General features: G+C 73.6%; 11 protein-coding genes and 1 pseudogene. 6 read left to right on the forward strand and 6 right to left on the reverse strand.

All coding sequences use genetic code 11. The features are described 5' to 3' along the window. Window positions 1-2 precede the first annotated feature (2 nt). From ABZ919_RS01525 to ABZ919_RS01535, 3 genes are all read right to left on the reverse strand, one after another. Window positions 3-437, reverse strand: coding sequence for a roadblock/LC7 domain-containing protein (locus ABZ919_RS01525; protein ID WP_361241066.1), 435 nt, complete (start codon window positions 435-437; stop codon window positions 3-5). Window positions 438-534: 97 nt separating this feature from the next. Continuing rightward, window positions 535-2,874, reverse strand: a complete 2,340-nt coding sequence (locus tag ABZ919_RS01530) for an ATP-binding protein (RefSeq protein WP_361241069.1) — start codon at window positions 2,872-2,874, stop codon at window positions 535-537. 447 nt (window positions 2,875-3,321) lie between these two features. Then, a complete protein-coding gene (locus tag ABZ919_RS01535; protein ID WP_361241071.1) occupies window positions 3,322-4,488 on the reverse strand; it encodes an MBL fold metallo-hydrolase in 1,167 nt (388 codons plus the stop codon). A gap of 218 nt (window positions 4,489-4,706) precedes the next feature. Here ABZ919_RS01535 and ABZ919_RS01540 point away from each other — a divergent pair, with 218 nt between their 5' ends. Genes ABZ919_RS01540 through ABZ919_RS01555 form a run of 4 tightly spaced genes read left to right on the forward strand, consistent with a single transcriptional unit; the run spans window position 4,707 to window position 10,229 of the window. Then, entirely contained in the window at window positions 4,707-5,864 is a 1,158-nt protein-coding gene (locus ABZ919_RS01540) for an acyl-CoA dehydrogenase family protein (RefSeq protein WP_361241075.1), read from the forward strand. Beyond that, window positions 5,864-7,585, forward strand: a complete 1,722-nt coding sequence (locus tag ABZ919_RS01545; protein WP_361241078.1) for a thiamine pyrophosphate-dependent enzyme — start codon at window positions 5,864-5,866, stop codon at window positions 7,583-7,585. The genes ABZ919_RS01540 and ABZ919_RS01545 overlap by 1 nt, the downstream gene beginning before the upstream one ends. Beyond that, window positions 7,582-8,766 carry a Glu/Leu/Phe/Val dehydrogenase dimerization domain-containing protein gene (locus ABZ919_RS01550; RefSeq protein ID WP_361241081.1) on the forward strand — a complete coding sequence of 395 codons (1,185 nt, stop codon included), beginning with the start codon at window positions 7,582-7,584 and terminating at the stop codon, window positions 8,764-8,766. The genes ABZ919_RS01545 and ABZ919_RS01550 overlap by 4 nt, the downstream gene beginning before the upstream one ends. 53 nt (window positions 8,767-8,819) lie before the next feature. Further along, the gene (locus ABZ919_RS01555; protein ID WP_361241084.1) at window positions 8,820-10,229 is read left to right on the forward strand and encodes a CoA-binding protein; all 1,410 of its coding nucleotides are present in this window, start codon (window positions 8,820-8,822) and stop codon (window positions 10,227-10,229) included. 55 nt (window positions 10,230-10,284) lie between these two features. Here the strand turns inward: ABZ919_RS01555 and ABZ919_RS01560 are convergent. Further along, window positions 10,285-10,545 (reverse strand): annotated as a pseudogene (locus ABZ919_RS01560) (APC family permease); the annotation flags it as partial. Window positions 10,546-10,735: 190 nt separating this feature from the next. Between ABZ919_RS01560 and ABZ919_RS01565 the strand changes: the two are divergent. Then, entirely contained in the window at window positions 10,736-11,350 is a 615-nt protein-coding gene (locus ABZ919_RS01565; RefSeq protein ID WP_361241087.1) for a TetR/AcrR family transcriptional regulator, read from the forward strand. Between the two features lie 112 nt (window positions 11,351-11,462). On the opposite strand, the gene ABZ919_RS01570 is transcribed toward ABZ919_RS01565, so the two are convergent. After that, window positions 11,463-12,248 carry an SGNH/GDSL hydrolase family protein gene (locus tag ABZ919_RS01570; protein ID WP_361241789.1) on the reverse strand — a complete coding sequence of 262 codons (786 nt, stop codon included), beginning with the start codon at window positions 12,246-12,248 and terminating at the stop codon, window positions 11,463-11,465. Window positions 12,249-12,428: 180 nt separating this feature from the next. Next, the gene (locus ABZ919_RS01575; protein ID WP_361241792.1) at window positions 12,429-14,501 is read right to left on the reverse strand and encodes an alpha-galactosidase; all 2,073 of its coding nucleotides are present in this window, start codon (window positions 14,499-14,501) and stop codon (window positions 12,429-12,431) included. 173 nt (window positions 14,502-14,674) lie between these two features. Here ABZ919_RS01575 and ABZ919_RS01580 point away from each other — a divergent pair, with 173 nt between their 5' ends. After that, the gene (locus ABZ919_RS01580) at window positions 14,675-15,472 is read left to right on the forward strand and encodes a tyrosine-protein phosphatase (RefSeq protein WP_361241090.1); all 798 of its coding nucleotides are present in this window, start codon (window positions 14,675-14,677) and stop codon (window positions 15,470-15,472) included. Window positions 15,473-15,495 lie beyond the last annotated feature (23 nt).

Consider the following 15,495-nt stretch of genomic DNA (forward strand, 5'->3'; position numbering starts at 1 on the left):
GCTCAAGGCCTCGTCGCCGTGGGTTCGACGGGGTGCTGCCGTGGCGCGGTCACCAGGTACGGCCGGACGCTCTTGACGAGCATCGCCATCTCGTAGCCGAGCACGGCGGCGTCGGCCTCGCGCCCCGCGAGCACGGCGAGACAGGTGCCGGAGCCGGCGGTGGTGACGAACAGCAGGGTCGAGTCGAGCTCGACGACGACCTGGCGGACGTCGCCGCCGTCACCGAACCGGACGCCCGCGCTGCGGCCGAGCGAGTACAGGCCGGAGGCCAGGGCCGCCATGTGGTCGGCGCTGTCGATGTCGAGTCCGTGCACGGACTTCACCAGCCCGTCGCAGGACAGCAGCACCGCGCTGGTGGTGTGCGGGACGCGCTGCACTAGGCCGCTCAGCAGCCAGTCGAGGTCGGATGCATGGGCGGTCGGCGCATCGCTCGCCATGGTGGATCGACTCCTTGGGGTCCGAAGGTCTGAAGGAGCGCTGATTGGGGGGTGAGTGGTCGGTGGTGGTGGTGGGGGGTGGACACGGTGCGGGCGGTCAGCCGGCCGGGGCGCTCCCGTCGGGCCGGCCGGCGCCACGGGCGCCGTCTGATGCGGGCGTGTGAGCGCGCCCCTGAGATATGGGGGTGGGGTCCGTGTGGGTCGGGCTCATGTGGTCCGAGCCCATGTGGCCCGCGCTCGTCTGATCTGCGCCCACGGGGTCGGACTGCGGACGCGAAGGACGGGGGAACTCCGGTACAGCGGGCCGGAGGTGATGGCTCGGCAGGTCGACGGCATGAGCGGAGTCCATATGGGCTGGCTCCATGTGGGCTGGCTCCACGTGGTTCGCATCCATTTGGGCCGGATCCATGTGGGGTGAGCCCATGTGCGCGGGCTCCGGTCGGCCGGAACCCAGGGGGACGGAACCCAGCGGGGCGGAGCCCGGTTGGGCGGGCTCCTCGCTCTCCAGGTGCTGCTGCGCCTCGGCCAGCCCGATCCCGCGCTGGAAGGCTGCCATCAGCCCAGGGTCGTGGCCCCGGACGGTGTCGCCGTCCTGGCGGGGTGCGGGGCCGCCGCGCAGCTGGGGGACGATGTGCTGCTGGGCGCGGCGGCGGGGCAGCTGGGGCTTGGCCATGGTGCCGCGCACGATGTCGGCCCGCGGGGTGGGCAGGAACCCGGCGTGCGACTCGACCGCCGCCCGGTCCCCGGCGCTGATGCCGGGTACGGCCTCGGCGGGGGTGGGCCGGTCCTGCCGGGCACCCCGCACGGGAAGCGGCGCGGGGGCACCGCCGCTCCGCCCGTCGTCACCGCTCTCCGCGGCGCGGTGCCCGGCACCACTCTCCGCGCCGCGCCGCCCGCTCCCACGCTGGGCATGCCGCCGCCGGCCGGTCACCGGGGCCTGCCCGTCACCGGAGCCGGCCTCGCCCGCGGAGGCGGCTGGGGCGCCTGCTCCGGTTTCAAGTCCCGACCGGGACGGCGCTCCGGCCGCCGGGCCGCTCCAGCCGTGTGCGGTGCTCAGGTCGCCTCCGCCGGACCGGGCACCCGGCACGGTCTGCCGCACCTGTCCCGGTCCGTGCCCATACCCGTGTTCGTGCTCTTGTCCCTGCTGCCGTACCTGCGGCGACGCACCGGTGTCCGCCGGCTGCTGCGGCTGGGGCACGCCGGTCCCGGCGGCGGCGCCGGACACCCCCGGGGCCGTACCCAACAAGGCCTGCGGGACGACGAGTACGGCTTGGACGCCGCCGTAGATGTTGGTCTGCAGCCGCACGTGAATGCCGTGCCGCCGGGCGAGCTGCGAGACCACGTAGAGGCCGATGCGGCCGTCGGCCAGCAGGCTGGCGACGTTGACCTGGTCGGGGTCGGCGAGCAGGGCGTTCATCCGGTTCTGTTCGCCGACGGGCATGCCGAGCCCGCGGTCCTCGACCTCCACGGCGAGCCCGGAGGTGACGAGGTTGGCGCGGAGCAGGACCTGGGTGTGCGGGGCGGAGAACACCGAGGCGTTCTCGATGAGTTCGGCGAGCAGATGGATGACGTCGGCGACGGCGTGGCCTCGCAGTTCGCCGTCGATCGGCGGCACCAGCTTGATCCGGGAGTACTGCTCGACCTCGGCGATGGCGGAGCGCAGCACCTCCGTCATGCTGACCGGGTTGCTCCACTGGCGCCGGGAGACGGCACCGCCGAGCACGGCGAGGTTCTCGGCGTGCCGCCGGATGCGGGTGGCCAGGTGGTCGACGTGGAAGAGGCCCTTGAGCAGGTCGGGGTCCTCGATCTCGTTCTCCAGCTCGTCGAGGATCGAGATCTCCCGGTGCACGAGGGACTGAAGCCGGCGCGCGAGGTTGACGAAGACCTCGAGCTTCTGTTCGTTGCCCGCCTGGCTGGAGAGCTGGGCCGCGCGCACGACGGCGGTGACGGCGCCGTCGTGCGCACGGGCCAGGTCGGCGGCGAGCAGTTCGAAGTCGTCGGCGTCCTCGGGCGTTCGGCGGCGCGAGGTGCGCTGCGGCGGGGTCTCGCCCTGACGCAGGGCGTCGACCAGGGCGTGCAGGTCGGCCTCGCCGCGCGCGGCGGTGCGGCGCAGCGCGTCGACGCGGTCGGAGACCGAGCGGGCGGCCCGGTCGGCGGCCACGGCGGCGATGAGGATGCCGGCGACGGTCACGGCGACCGCCCCGGCGAGCACGGTCCAGAGCGTGGGGCCGGTGCGCGCCCCGGTGGAGCGGATGCTGAAGAGGACCGCGGCGGTGGCGCTGAGCGCGACCGCGAGGGGTGGCAGCACGGCGAGCCGCATGAGCTGTGGCCGTATGTGCGCTTCGGGCAGTGCGGGAGCGGGTCGGGCGACCGGCCGCCCGTGCCGGCCGCCCTCTCGGCGGTCGGCACGGGCGGCCGGTGCTCGGAGGTCAGACATCTGCGTCCTCGTACTGGTCCGTCGGGCCTCTTCCTCGCGCGGGGCGCGAGGCGGGCATGCGTCATCGCGGTGTCGGCCCGCGGGTCGGCGAACCCGGCCTCGCGAGGCGACGGACACTCACAGTAGTCGCGTGCGCATCATGTGCGGTGGGCAGTTGACAAAGTCCCCCGTGGAGCGTCCCGCTCTGGTATGAAGCGTCGTACGACAGACCGATAACCCGGTCGCACACCCTCCGATCGGAACGTAAAGAACGGTATGACCTGATCAAAAGCGGTCAGGAGAGAAAGCGAGGGGCGGTGGACCCCATTGGTCCACCGCCCCGTCGGACATCTTTTCCGTAAGCGGCAACGTGCCCGCGGGCGCCGGAGGCCCGGCCCTCCCTGGAGCCGCCGCCACCCACTGAACTTCACGGAAAGTGACAGCATTGGCCTTGGTTGCCGCGTGGGCTCAGCCCCGCTTCGGCGGCTCCGCGACGAACGCCCCGACCGAGCGCCAGGTGCGCCGGACCTCCCCCGAAACACCGCGCCACCATGCTTCGGCCGGGAGCTTGCCCGCCGGCTCGAAGGGCTCTCCCGGGCGGGGCAGGGCCACCGCCTGGCCGGCCTCCTCGGCCGCCTCCTTCGTCCACTCGCCCGGCTCGGCCCAGGGATGCGGGGCGAGGTTGAAGGTGCCCCAGTGGATCGGCAGCAGCGCGCCGTGCGGTGCCCCGCCCTGCAGGTCGAGGTGGGCACGCAGGCCCTCCTCGGGGGTCATGTGGATGTCCGGCCAGAACTCGCTGTACGCGCCGATCTGGATCATCGTGGCGTCGAAGGGGCCGTGCTCCGCGCCGATGTCGCTGAAGCCCTCGAAGTAGCCCGTGTCCCCGCTGTGGTAGATCCGGTGCTCCTCGCCGGACACCACCCAGGACGCCCACAGGGTGTGCTGGGTGTTGCGCAGGCCGCGGCCGCAGAAGTGGCGGGCGGGCGTCGTGGTGAGGGTGAGGCCGCCGACCCGCGTCGACTCGTGCCAGTCCAGCTCGCGCAGCCGGTCCGCGGAGACGCCCCAGTGCTCGAGGTGGGCGCCGACGCCGAGCGGCACGGCGAACACGGTGTCCGTGCCGGCCAGCGCTTTGACGGTGGGCAGGTCCAGGTGGTCGTAGTGATCGTGCGAGATGACCACCACGTCGACCTCGCCGAGCACGGCCAGCGGCAGCGGCACGGGGTGCAGCCGCCTGGGCCCGGCGAAGGGGAACGGGGAGCAGCGCTCTCCCCAGACGGGGTCGAACAGCACCCGGTGGCCGTCGATCTCCGCGAGGACGCTGGAGTGCCCCATCCAGGTCAGCCGCAGCCCGGTGACGGGCGGCTTGGCGAGGTCGGCGAAGGTGGTGGGATGCACCGGGACCGTGCCCTTCGGGGCGCGCAGGGGCCGGGTCTCCTTGTCGAGGAACACCTTCGCCAGGTCCAGCGTGGAACCGGAGGGCCGGGTGCGCGCCGCACCGCCCGGGTTCTGGAAGACCCCGTCCTTGAAGTGGGGGGAGCGGCGGATGCGTGCCAGGCGCTCGCCTCCCGGGTCCGCGCCGAAGGCCGCAGGCCGCAGCGCGCGGAGCCCTGAGCTCGAGGAACGCAGTCCGGTCACGGTACCTCCCGGTGGAGTGGGTGAGGTTCCCCATTATGGTCGGCCCCTGCGACAAGCCGGCCCCGCCGGGGTGCAGCGGCGGAACCGACCGCCGCTACTGAACCTTCGTTCAGCACGTTGACAGGGCGCCGACCCGCTCCCGATACTGACTCGCGATTCAGTAAAGCGCTGCCCGGCGCCCTGCGCCGACCATCGTCCGCGGCCGCCTTGGAGGCACCATGTCCGACCTCCCCGCCGAGCTGGTCCCGCTCCGTCCCGAACAGCACGACGTCGTCGATCTCGCGCGCGCCTTCGCCCGCGAGGAGATCCGGCCACGCGCGCGTGCCGTGGACGAGGCCGACGTGGAGACACCCTGGGACCTGTGGCGCAAGGCCGCCACGGTCGGCATCACCGGCTTCATGCTGCCGAAGGAGTACGGCGGGGGCGGCTTCACGGACGTCTTCACCCAGTGCCTGGTCCAGGAGGAGCTGTGCGTGGGCGACCTGGGCATCGGCAACCTGCTGTGCTCCAACGGCTTCTTCGCCGACCCGGTGCTGGAGCTCGGCACCGAGGAGCAGAAACAGCAGTGGCTCACACCCCTCACCGGCCCCGGCACCCCGATGACGGCGCTGGCGACGACCGAGCCCGGCGCCGGCTCCGACGCCGCCTCGATCGTCACCACCGCGCACCGCACGGCGGGCGGCTACCGGCTGGGCGGCCAGAAGGCGTGGATCTCGAACGCGGGCGAGTCCGAGCAGTACGTGGTCTTCGCCAAGACCGATCCCACCCGGCGCTCGCGCGGGGTCAGCGCGTTCCTGCTGCGCAGGGGCACCGACGGCATGACCTTCGGCGAGCCGATGCGCAAGATGGGGCAGCGGGCGATCGTCTGCCGGGAGATCTTCTTCGAGGACGCGTTCGTGCCCGAGGAACACCGGCTCGGCGCCGAGGGCGAGGGATTCCACGGGCCGATGCGGACTTTCGACGTCTCCCGTACGGTGCTGGGCGCGGCGGCGACGGGAGTGGCCCGGTCGGCATACGAGTACGCGCGCGACTACGCCCGTGAGCGGCGGGAGTTCGGCAAGCCGATCATCGAGCACCAGGCCGTCGCCTTCCGTCTCGCCGACATGCGCACGCGCGTGGAGCAGGCGCGGCTGATGACCTGGCGGGCCGCCCGCCGTCTGGACGCGGGCCTGGACGCCACGGCGGAGGCCGCGATGGCCAAGCTCACGGCGTCGGAGACGGCCGCGTACTGCACCTGGGCGGCCGTGCAGACCCTCGGCGGCTGGGGCTACTCGCGGGAGTTCCCGGTGGAGCAGTGGATGCGGGACGCCAAGCTGGAGGAGATCGAGGAAGGCACCTCCGACATCATGCGGCTCCTCATCGCGCGGAGCCTGTGATGCGCGGACCTGCCGAGCCGGTGGCCCAGGGCGGCCCCGATCGCGCCACGACCGGCGGTGAAGCCCTCGTACGGGCCCTGCGGGCGCACGGCGTGACCCGGGTCTTCGGCATCCCGGGCACCCACAACCTGGAGGTGTACCGGCACCTGCAGGCCTACGGCATCGCACATGTGACGACCCGTCACGAGCAGGGTGCCGGGTACGCCGCCGACGGGTACGCACGCGTGACGGGCCGTCCGGGCGTCGTGCTGACCACGACCGGGCCCGCTCTGCTGAACGCGGCGGCCGCCGTCGGTGAGGCCTACGCGGACAGCGTGCCGCTGCTGGTCCTGTCGCCGGGTATGCCGCTCGGCCATCCCCGGCTGCCGACCGGCGCGCTGCACGAGATGCGCAGCCAGACCGACGCCCTGCGCGGGGTCGCCGCGTTCAGTCACCGGGTGTCGTCGGTCGGCGAGATCGACGCTGCCGTGGCCCGGGCCTTCACCCTGTTCCGGACGCGGCGCCCGCGGCCCGCGCACATCGAGGTGCCGCTGGACCTGCTGACGGCCGTGGGGGCGCCGGGTCCCGTCCGGTGCGCCCCGTGGCCCCCGCGGCCGGCACCCGACCCGGAGGCCGTGGGGCGGGCCGTCACGGTCCTCGGGGGTGCCCGCCGGCCCGCCCTGGTGCTCGGCGGCGGCGCCGTCGGCGCGAAGGCGCTGAGCCGCGCCCTCGCCGAGCGGCTGGGCGCGCCCGTCCTGACCACGGCGGCCGGCAAGGGCACCGTCGCGGAGACCCATCCGCTCTCCCTCGGCGTGTCCCTGCACAGTCCCGCCGTGCAGAAATGGCTCGCCACGCGCGACGTCGTCCTCGCCGTCGGCACCGAACTGTCCGAGTCCGATTTCTGGACCGCCCCGCCACCGCTGGACGGCACACTGGTGCGCATCGACCTCGATCCGGACCAGATGTACGCGGCCGCGGCGGCGGACGTGCCGCTCGTGGCGGACGCACGGCTCGCCCTGGAGGCGCTGCTGGCCGGCCTTCCGGAGCACCGGCAGGCGCACGGGCCCCGGAAAGCCACGCCCCCAGGGGCGAGCGCGGTCCCCGAGGCCGACCGCATGGGCGTGGCCGGATCCGCCGACAACCCCTGCGCGCGCGTGGCCGACGAGGTCGCCGCGTTGCGCGTCGCGCGGGATGCCGGGACGGCCGCGCGGGACGCCCGCTGGATCCCGTACCTGCGGGCGGTGCGGGAGGTGCTGGCCGAGGACGCCGTCATCACCTCCGACAGCGCCCAGTGCTGCTACTACGGCGCCCTCCCCCACCTCCCCGTCGGCCCGGAGGGCCGGTATCTGCATCCCACCGGCTTCGGCACGCTCGGTTACGCGCTGCCCGCCGCGCTGGGCGCCAAGGTCGCCGAGCCGCACCGGCAGGTGCTCGCGCTGAGCGGGGACGGCGGGCTGCAGTTCACGGTGCAGGAACTGGCGACCGCCGTGCAGCTCCGGCTCCCGCTGCCCGTCGTGGTGTTCGACAACGGCGGCTACGGCGAGATCCGCGACGAGATGCGGGCGCGCGGCGACGCACCCACCGCGGTGGATCTGCCGCCGGTCGACCTGCCCGCACTGGCCCGCGCCTACGGAGGACACGGCACGCGCGCGTGCGGCCCTGCCGCGCTGGCGCGCGCCCTGGCCGAGGCGCTGGACCGGCCCGGTCCCACCGTGATCACCGTCCCCGAGGAGACCCCATGACCGCCCCCGCTCCCCTGATGTCGCTCGTCTGGACGGACCACGTCACCGGCCGCCAGGGCTTCCTGGTCGTGGACCGGCTGGTGCGGGGCGTGGCCAGCGGCGGCCTGCGGATGCGCCCCGGCTGCACGCTCGAGGAGGTGGCGGGGCTCGCCCGCGGCATGACCATGAAGGAGGCCCTGCACTACGACCCCGAGGCCCGCTATGTCCCCCTCGGCGGCGCCAAGGGCGGCATCGACTGCGATCCCCAGGACCCGGGGGCGTACGGCCTGCTGGTGCGCTATCTGCGTGCGATGCGGCCGTACATCGAGAGCTTCTGGACCACCGGCGAGGACCTCGGTCTGACCCAGGGTCTGGTCGACCGGGCGGCGGCCGAGGCGGGCCTGGTCTCGTCCGTCCAGGCGGTGTACCCGCTGCTGGACGACGAGGCGGCGGCCCGCAGGCGGCTCGCGGACGCCTTCGCGGTCGAGGTGGACGGCATCGGCCTGGACGAGCTGGCCGGCGGCTGTGGCGTCGCCGAGTCACTGCTCGCGGCGCTGGACCGGGCGGGCGTGCCGTACCAGGGCACCCGGGTGGCCGTGCAGGGACTCGGCACGATGGGCGGGGCCACCGCGCGGTTCCTCGCGCGCGCGGGGCTGACGGTGGTGGCGGTCGCCGACATCAAGGGCACGATCGCCAATCCGGTCGGGCTCGACGTCGAGGCGCTGCTGGCCGCGCGGGACGGCTACGGCGCCGTCGACCGCCGGGTGCTGCGTCCCGGTGACCTCGAACTGCCCGGTGACGCCTGGCTGTCCGCCGATGCGGAGGTCCTCGTGCCGGCGGCCGTGTCGTACGCGATCGACACCGGCAACCAGGAGCGGATCCGTGCCCGCTGGATCGTGGAGGCCGCCAACATGCCGGTGCTGCCGGAGGCGGAGGAGCTGCTGGCCGCGCGCGGGATCACCGTGCTGCCGGACGTGGTGGTCAACTCCGGTACGAACGCCTGGTGGTGGTGGACCCTGTTCGGTGACATCGGCGCCGACGCGGAGGAGGCCTTCCGGTACATCAGGCGCTCGATGCGTGCCCTCGTCCGGCTGATGCTCGACCGCGCGGACGCCGACGGCACGTCACCGCGTGCCGCCGCCCACGCGGTGGTCACCGACCGGCTGCCGGTGATCGCGGACCGCTTCGGGTGGTACCGGTGAGGGGCCGGGGCCGGCCGCCTTCCCCCGCCGGTACCGGTGGACCGCGCTCCGACGTGCTCTTCGACCCCGCCTCGGTCGCCGTCGTCGGTGCCTCGGCGCAGCCCGGGAAGTGGGGCTACTGGCTGGCCAAGGGGGCGCTGGCGGGACGGGGGCGACGGGAGGTGCACCTGGTGAACCGGCGGGGCGGCAGCCTGGACGGCGTGCCGTTCCGGGCGGGACTGGCCGGGCTCGCCTGCGAGCACGTCGTGGTGGCGGTACCGCTCGCGCACGTGCGGCCCGTGGTCGCCGAGGGGCTGGCGGCCGGTGCCCGCCACTTCACCGTCGTGACCTCCGGCGGGGACCCGGCCGAGGAGCGGGCGCTGGCCCGCGAGGTGATCTCCCGGGGCGCCCGGCTGCTGGGGCCCAATTGCATGGGCCTGGTCGACACGGGCAGCGAACTGCGGCTCAGCTGGGGCGAGTTCCCGGCGGGCGCGGTGGGGCTGGTGTCGCAGAGCGGGAACCTGGCGCTGGAGATCGGGCGACTGCTCGCCCGCGCGGGACAGGGCTTCTCCCGGTTCGTCTCGCTCGGCAACCAGCGCGACATCGACGCGGCGGAGGCCTTGGAGGCGCTCGTCGGCCATGTGCCCACCCGGGTGCTCGCCGCCTATGTGGAGGACTTCCGCGACGGCCGCCGGCTGGCCCGGGTGCTGAACGCCGCCCATGCGGCGGGCAAACCGGTGCTGCTGCTCACGGTCGGCCGCAGTCCCGCCGCAGCGGGTGCGGCAGCCTCCCACACCGGCGCGCTGGTCAGCCCGTACGACACGGTGGCGGCCGTCTGCCGGGACAGCGGCGCGCTGCTGCTGGACTCGGCGGGCGAACTGGTGGACACGGCGCTGTGTCTGCTGGCCGCGCCGTCTCGTCGGCCGACGGCACAGCCGGTTCCCCGTGTCGCGGTCGTGGGGGACAGCGGCGGCCAGGGAGCCCTCGCCGCCGACGCGTTCGCGGTACGCGGGGCCGGGGTGCCGGAGCTGTCGGCCGCCACGGCACGCCGCGTGGCCGAGGCGCTGCCGCCCGGCGCCGGCTGCCACAACCCCGTGGACCTGGCGGGGGCCGGCGAGGCGGACCTCGGCAGCTACGCGCGCGTGGCGGGAACGCTGCTGGACAGCGGGGAGGCCGACGCCGTCGTCCTGACCGGCTACTTCGGCGACTACGCGAGCGCCGGCCCGCAGCGCACGGCCCACGAGTGCGAGGTGGCCGGCGCGCTCGCCGACGCCGCCGCCCGTGCCGGGCGACCGCTGATCGTGCACACCATGGCCCGCGACACCCCTGCCCTCGCCGTCCTGCGCGGGCGTGGGACACCGGTGTACGAGCGCATCGAGCAGGCGGCCACGGCCCTGACCGGTGCCGTACGGCTCGCCGCCGCGACCCCGGTGGCCCCGCCCGCTCTGCCCCGCCCCGAGCCACCCGTCGCCGGCCGGCCGTGAGTCGCCCGAAGGCCAGCCGGGTCCACACGTACGGGCCGCCCTGCACCGGGAAGGCCGCGCCGAGTTCGGCGACGAGCAGGCCGTACGGCAGGAAGAACGCGAGCGCGAGGATCGCCATCCAGGTCAGGCCCTGTGGGCCCTGGGCGGCCACCGAGCCGATGGTGTCCAGGCCGACGAGCGTGCAGATGAGGAAGAACAGCACGTCGGGCCGGCGCAGGTCCTTGCCCAGCCGGGTGCGCTGCTCGCCCCAGCCCGCGGAGAGAGCGGGCGCGTCGGAGCCTTGTGCGTGCGCGGAGGTGGTCGGGGCGTGGGTCACGGGCGAACTCCTGCGATCGCGGGCTGACTCCTACGGCGGCGGGGGGTGGCGATGGCACAGTGGCCGCCTGTCGCAGCGGGACCACTTACTGACTGAACGAGCAGTCAGTAGTGCGGCACTGTGGCCCCGGCCGCACAGGGGTGTCAAGACGCCGTCGGCGCTTGTCCGGGCGGCTGTGTAGGGTGAGCGCGTGGCGAGAGTGCGGTTGAGCGTGGCCGAGCGGCGGGAGGAGCTGCTGCGGGCCGCCATCGGGCAGATCGAGGCGCGGGGCGTGGCGGCGGTCAGGATCGCCGACGTGGCCGCGGCGCTCGGGGTGAGCAACGCGCTGGTGCTGTACCACTTCTCGACGAAGGAGAAGCTGGTCGCCGACGCGTTCGCCTACGCGGCCGAGGACGATCTCTCGCATCTGCGCAAGCTGCTGGGCCGTCGGACGTCAGCGCTGCGCCGGCTGCGGGCGGCGGTGCGCTGGTACGCGCCGACCGGGCAGGCCAAGGGCTGGCGGCTGTGGATCGAGGGCTGGTCCGTTTCCCTGCGCGAGCCGGCCCTGCGGGAGGTCACCCGCGATCTGGACAAGCAGTGGAAGGCCGCGATCGCCGGCGTCATCGCCGAGGGCGTGGCGGCGGGCGAGTTCGCCTGCGCCGACCCGGCGGGCGCCGCGCTGCGGCTGACCGCGCTCCTGGACGGACTCGCCGTCCAGCTGACGTCGTACCCCGGAGCGGTGCCGAGGGCCCGCGCCCAGGAGTGGGTCGACGACGCGCTGGCCCGGGAACTCGGCCTCGACCGAAGCGCCCTGACCGACCGCTAGTCACCGCCTCCGGACCGCTCGTCGGCGGCCTCCCCGTCCCGGGGGACGGCACCGGTCCGGACGCACCGTGCCCCGCGCCGCGAGGTACGCGGGGCGGGGCACGGGGTGCGCGTCAGGCCACGGAGGCGATCCGCATCTTGATGTCGTCGGGCGAGAGGGTGCCCTTCGCGGTGACGTGGTCGCCGGAGGACTCGCCGCGCAGTCGGCGGCCGATCCACGGGACGAGGTACTCGCGGGCCCAGTGGACGTCGTCGCGGCGGATCTCCAGGGTGCCCCGGGGCGGCTGCGGTGGCCACGGCTGCTCCGGGTCGGCCGGGACCTCCAGGCCGAGGACCTGGCCGGCGCGCAGGGCCACGCGCGTGTGCCCTTCGGGCGAGAGGTGCAGCCGGTCGTTGTCCCAGGCCCTGCGGTCCTGCACGGACTTGAGGGACCACAGGTCGAGCACGGGGCAGCCGTACCGGTCGGCGATGGCACGGACATGCCCGTTGTACGTGGCGATCTTGCCGCGCAGATGCTTGAGCACCGGAACGCCGCGGGTGTCGAAGCCGGTCGTCACCAGGACGGTGCCCGCCGCCTCGGCCAGCCGGGACACGGCCCGCTCGAAGCGCTCGGCCACCTCGTCCGGGTCGGTGCCGGGGCGGATGATGTCGTTGCCGCCCGCACAGAAGGAGACCAGGTCCGGGGCGAGTTCGACGGCCTGCGGGAGCTGGTCCTGCATGATCTGGTCGAGCAGTTTCCCGCGTACCGCGAGATTGGTGTACTTGAAGTCGCCCTCGGGCCGCCGGTCGGCGAGCAGTACCGCGAACCGGTCGGCCCAGCCCACGAACGCCCCGTCCGGCCCGGGGTCGCCGACGCCCTCGGTGAAGCTGTCCCCCACCGCCACGTACGACCCGATCACTGATCTGCTGTCATTCTTCGAATCGTCTGCCACGTCGGACCATGATTCACCTTCGGATGTGACCTACGCGACCGTAAGGAGGGGTTGACGAACGGTGACATGTGACACCCTTAAATAGTTTGCCAACCGGGAATAGGCCTGGTCCCGGGCGCGTTGAGTGCGTAGCCCAGGGCGGGAGGATCACATGCGGCGCAGGCGGAGAACCGTCGCGTCCAAGTCGCCCTCGAGTCCGGTGCGCAGCCCGTGGTGCAACAGGACCGCCCCACGGTGGACTTCGCCCGTTTCAGGGCGTTCGTACAGCGCCGTCGGATCCAGTCCGCGCAGGCGCAGCGCCGGCACCGGCTCGCCGTAGCTCTGCGCCTGGAGCCAGGCGAGAACCACCGTCTCCTCCCCCAGGACGTACTGGACGGCGCTCAACCCGCCGGCCGGGGGCCGCAACCGGTACAGCTCTCCATGCTGGACGACCGCACGGATCTCCTTGTAGAGCTCCACCCATTGCCGCGCCTCGGCCAGTTCCTCCGCTGACCACTCGGTGAGGTCCCCGCCGACCCCGAGAACGCCCGCCATCGCGCTGACGAAGCGGAAGCGCAGGGTGCTGACCCGACCGTTGAGCTGGGTGTTCGGGCTGTCCGTGACCCACGCGGCCATGACCCGGGCGGGGTGGATCTGGCTGAAGCCGTGCTGGATGGCCAGCCGGTCGAGCGGGTCGGTGTTGTCGGAGGTCCACACCTGGTCGGTACGGCTCAGCACCCCGAGGTCGATCCGGCCGCCCCCGCCCGAGCAGGACTCGAAGGCGACCCCCGGGTGGGCCGCGCGCAGCCGGTCCAGCAGGGCGTACAGGGCACGGACGTGGTCGACCCACAGGCGCTGAGGGTACGGATCGCCGGGCCAGCCGGCGTCGGTGAAGCAGCGGTTGAAGTCCCACTTCACATAGTCGATCGGGGCGCTGGAGAGCAGGCCGTCCAGCTGCGCCCAGAGGTACTCCCGGACGTCCTCGCGGGCGAGGTTGAGAACGAGCTGGTTGCGCAGTTCCGTCCGCTTTCGGCCCGGTTGGTACTGCACCCAGTCGGGGTGCGCGCGGTACAGGTCGCTGTCGGGGTTCACCATCTCGGGCTCGACCCAGATGCCGAACTGCATGCCGAGGCCGTGCACCTGGTCGGCGAGAGGCTTCAGGCCCTGCGGGAAGCGGCCGGGGTTGGGCGTCCAGTCGCCGAGCCCGGCGCGGTCGCTGGTGCGCGCGCCGAACCAGCCGTCGTCCACCACGAACAGCTCCACGCCGATCTCGGCGGCCCGGCGGGCGAGAGCCAGCTGCTGCTCCTCGGAGATGTCGAAGTTGGTGGCCTCCCAGGAGTTGAACAGCACCGGACGGCCCCGGCCGGCGTCCGGGATCACGTACGCGCGCTGGTAGGCGTGCCACGCGCGGCTCGCGCCGCCGAATCCGCCGTCGCTCCACAGTCCGGCGAAGACGGGGGTGGTGTACGACTCCCCCGGCTGCAGGAGCAGCAGGCCCGAGTCGTCGTAACCGGCGCCGCCGGTGATCTGTACGCGCGCGTCGGGGAGTTGGGCGACCGCGATGCGCCAGGAGCCGGACCAGCCGAGCGCGCAGCCGTAGACCTCGCCGCGCTCCTCGGTGGCGTCGGTGTCGAGCGCCACCCAGGGCAGGTGCTGGTGGCCGGTGTGGCCGCGGCGGCTACCGATCACCTTCTCGCCGTGGGTGAGCGGGGCGGCGGTCAGACGGGATTCGGCGGCCCAGCGGCCGTGCAGCTGGGACAGGCGCCAGCCCTCGCGGTCGGGCAGGGTCCAGGTGGCCGCGTCGGCCCGCAGCAGCTCCACGCGCGCGTGGGTGCCGTTCGCCACGGTGACCCAGCGCTCGACGACATCGCCGCACATCCGGTAGTGCAGGGTGATGGCGAGGCCGTCGTCCTCGAAGCGCAGCCGCAGCTCGTCGCCGTCCGTCTCATGCGCCCGGAAGCTCCACTCCGTCCCGCGGCGCTCGTCGGTGCGCACGGACAGCGCCGGGCGGACGAAGCGGGGGCCGCCCTCGACGGGATACTCCTCGCGGCCGTCGAGCGGGGACTCGAAGGGCCAGTACCCGGGCAGCGGGTCCTCGGCCAGGGCCTCGGCGTCGGCGAGGGCGACGCGAGGCCCCCAGTGCAGGTGCAGCAGCTCGTCCGCGCCGGTGAGATGCAGGGCGTAGCTGCTGGTGGGCCCCGAGAGGAGCCAGGTACGACCGTCTTCGGCGATGTCCACCACGTAAGACCTCACAGGTGCCAACAGATCCGCTCAAGTGCCAACATCATTAGGCTCCGGGGCCCTCCGTGACAATGCCTGTGGACAACTCCTTGCCCGAGGAAACCGATGTCGTATGGTCGACGGAGCGCCCGTCGGCGAGACACGACGGCGGGTCCGAGCCGTGAGGAGCCCCCGTGACGCAGCAGGTCCCGTCGACCGAGCCGGAACTGGCCGGAGTGCGCAATTTCCGTGACGTGGGCGGGCTGCCGACCGTGGACGGACTGCGGGTGCGCCACGGCGTGCTGTTCCGCAGCGGACACCTCGCGCACGCCACGGAGGACGACGCGGCCTTCCTCGCGTCCCTGGGCCTGCACACGATCTTCGACTTCCGCAACGCGGCCGATCAGAAGCTGGAGGGCCCGGACGTCGAGCTGCCCGGCGTGCGGAACGTGAACCTGCCGTTGAGCGACCCGGCGGACGGCGCCGAGTTCTGGGAGATGGTCCGCAACGGCGACCTCGACCAGCTGCGCGGGATCCTCGCCGACGGCAAGGGCGCTGCCCGGATGATCGCTTCGTACCGGACGATCGTCAGGGAGCGCACCGCCGAGCACTCCCAGGTGCTGCGCGCGCTCGCCGAGGACAGCGTGCCCGCTCTGATGCACTGCGCGGCGGGCAAGGACCGCGCCGGCATCTCCATGGCGATCACGCTCCTCGCCCTGGGCGTGGAGCGCGAGGCGATCGTCGCCGACTATCTGGAGTCCAACGCCAAGCACCGGCGCTACAAGGTCCGCCGCAACGGCAGCGCGGACACGGCGTACACCCCGGAGGTGATGGAACTGCTCAGCCCGCTCTTCGACGCCCGCGCCGAGTACCTCCAGGCGGCGTTCACGACCATCGAGGAGACCTGGGGCGGGGTGGACACCTACCTGGAGCAGGGCCTCGGGCTCACCGCGCAGGCCCGGGACGGGCTGCGCGAGCGCCTGCTGGACTGACCGGGCCGAACCGCCCCGGACCG

Source organism: Streptomyces sp. NPDC046759 (assembly GCF_040645475.1).
Lineage (GTDB): Bacteria > Actinomycetota > Actinomycetes > Streptomycetales > Streptomycetaceae > Streptomyces.

Excerpts from the sequence above, each read along its gene's own strand:
- ABZ919_RS01525 (WP_361241066.1), bottom strand. The coding sequence starts at position 437 with ATGGCGAGCGATGCGCCGACCGCCCATGCATCCGACCTCGACTGGCTG.
- ABZ919_RS01530 (WP_361241069.1), bottom strand. The coding sequence starts at position 2,874 with ATGTCTGACCTCCGAGCACCGGCCGCCCGTGCCGACCGCCGAGAGGGC.
- ABZ919_RS01540 (WP_361241075.1), top strand. The coding sequence starts at position 4,707 with ATGTCCGACCTCCCCGCCGAGCTGGTCCCGCTCCGTCCCGAACAGCAC.
- ABZ919_RS01545 (WP_361241078.1), top strand. The coding sequence starts at position 5,864 with ATGCGCGGACCTGCCGAGCCGGTGGCCCAGGGCGGCCCCGATCGCGCC.
- ABZ919_RS01550 (WP_361241081.1), top strand. The coding sequence starts at position 7,582 with ATGACCGCCCCCGCTCCCCTGATGTCGCTCGTCTGGACGGACCACGTC.